At 63.1% G+C, this 1033-nt stretch carries 3 protein-coding genes; 1 reads left to right on the top strand and 2 read right to left on the bottom strand.

Features of this window, described 5'->3' with window-relative positions; all coding sequences use genetic code 11:
• Positions 1-225 precede the first annotated feature (225 nt).
• Positions 226-420 (bottom strand): hypothetical protein, encoded by a 195-nt coding sequence (locus DFS13_RS39710; RefSeq protein ID WP_143282279.1) that lies wholly within the window; start codon positions 418-420, stop codon positions 226-228.
• 66 nt (positions 421-486) lie between these two features.
• On the bottom strand, positions 487-693 hold the full coding sequence (locus DFS13_RS41120) for an antirestriction protein (protein WP_053093696.1): 207 nt from the start codon (positions 691-693) through the stop codon (positions 487-489).
• A gap of 99 nt (positions 694-792) precedes the next feature.
• On the opposite strand from DFS13_RS41120, the gene DFS13_RS39720 reads away from it, so the two are divergent.
• Positions 793-1033 (top strand): phage integrase family protein (locus tag DFS13_RS39720; RefSeq protein WP_279611621.1); only part of this gene is annotated, 241 nt, incomplete at its 3' end.

Genomic DNA, 1033 nt, shown 5'->3' on the forward strand with positions numbered 1-1033 from the left:
TTACGCCGCCCTTGGACTGGCGCCTATGTGCCGCCCCTCAAGTGGCGCCCTTATGCCGACCCCGCATTGGCTCCATAGCGCCGCCCCGTGACAGTTGGCCCAGTGTGTCGCCTGCAGCATGGCGCTGGACCAGCTTCTGGATCTCGCCATCGAGTGTGTCACGCACACGCTTCGCAATATCGAGCAGCCACTTTTCCTGCTTTTCTGACAAGGGTAGGTAGCTGTTCATTCTCGACTGGCAGTTACGAACGAGACTTCGTTCGTCCTGTTGGAGAACTGATAGTCCAACGCCTCAATGCAGATGTTCAGTTCGCGACGCAAAGCCCTTTCGTGTGCTTCGGCTTTAGCTTCCTGCTCTTCGCGTTCCTTACGACATTTCTCCCGGCGCTCAGGGTCGTTCAATTGTTTGAAGTCCAGCATCATATGCCTCCGTGAGAAGACGAGAAAGCCCGGGCATAACGATGCCCGGGCGCAGTGACGACAACATCAATCGATTGCCGCCGAGATCTCGGCCGACTCGGGGCGCTGCGATGCATAGTCCAGCAGCCGATGATAGCGATCCACGAACCGATCGTCGCCGGTGACTTCGGCAATGTGACAGAGCACGAGCAACGTGACGACGATCCCGAACGCGTCGGCACCCGTCTCGCCCTCGTCGCCGTTGAGCGGCCACTGAACTTGGAACCGGCGCACGTGATCGGGGCAAGGTAGCACCCGCCATTGTCGAGCTCGAAGAATTGCCAGAGGCCGCCCGTATAGCTTTCGGACAGACGACTCGCGTAGTTGAAGATCATGCTTTCTGCGTTGAGATACTCGGTGGCGAACCGCCGCGGCGGGCAGTGGTGGCGATCGGTACCGCGCATCGGCGTCGGCCGCGCCCGCGTGCTGGTCGCCTGGTTGCGGCGCCACGCGTCGTCGATCGGCGCAGCCGTCGAGGCCGACGTCGACGCCGGCGACGCGCTCGCGCCGACGTCGGCGGGCGTCACCGCCGGCGCCGGGCAGCTGGCCCCGCTCGAGCGCCTGGCGCTGCCCG

It is taken from the genome of Burkholderia sp. 28_3 (genome assembly GCF_003253915.1).
Taxonomy (GTDB): domain Bacteria; phylum Pseudomonadota; class Gammaproteobacteria; order Burkholderiales; family Burkholderiaceae; genus Burkholderia; species Burkholderia cenocepacia.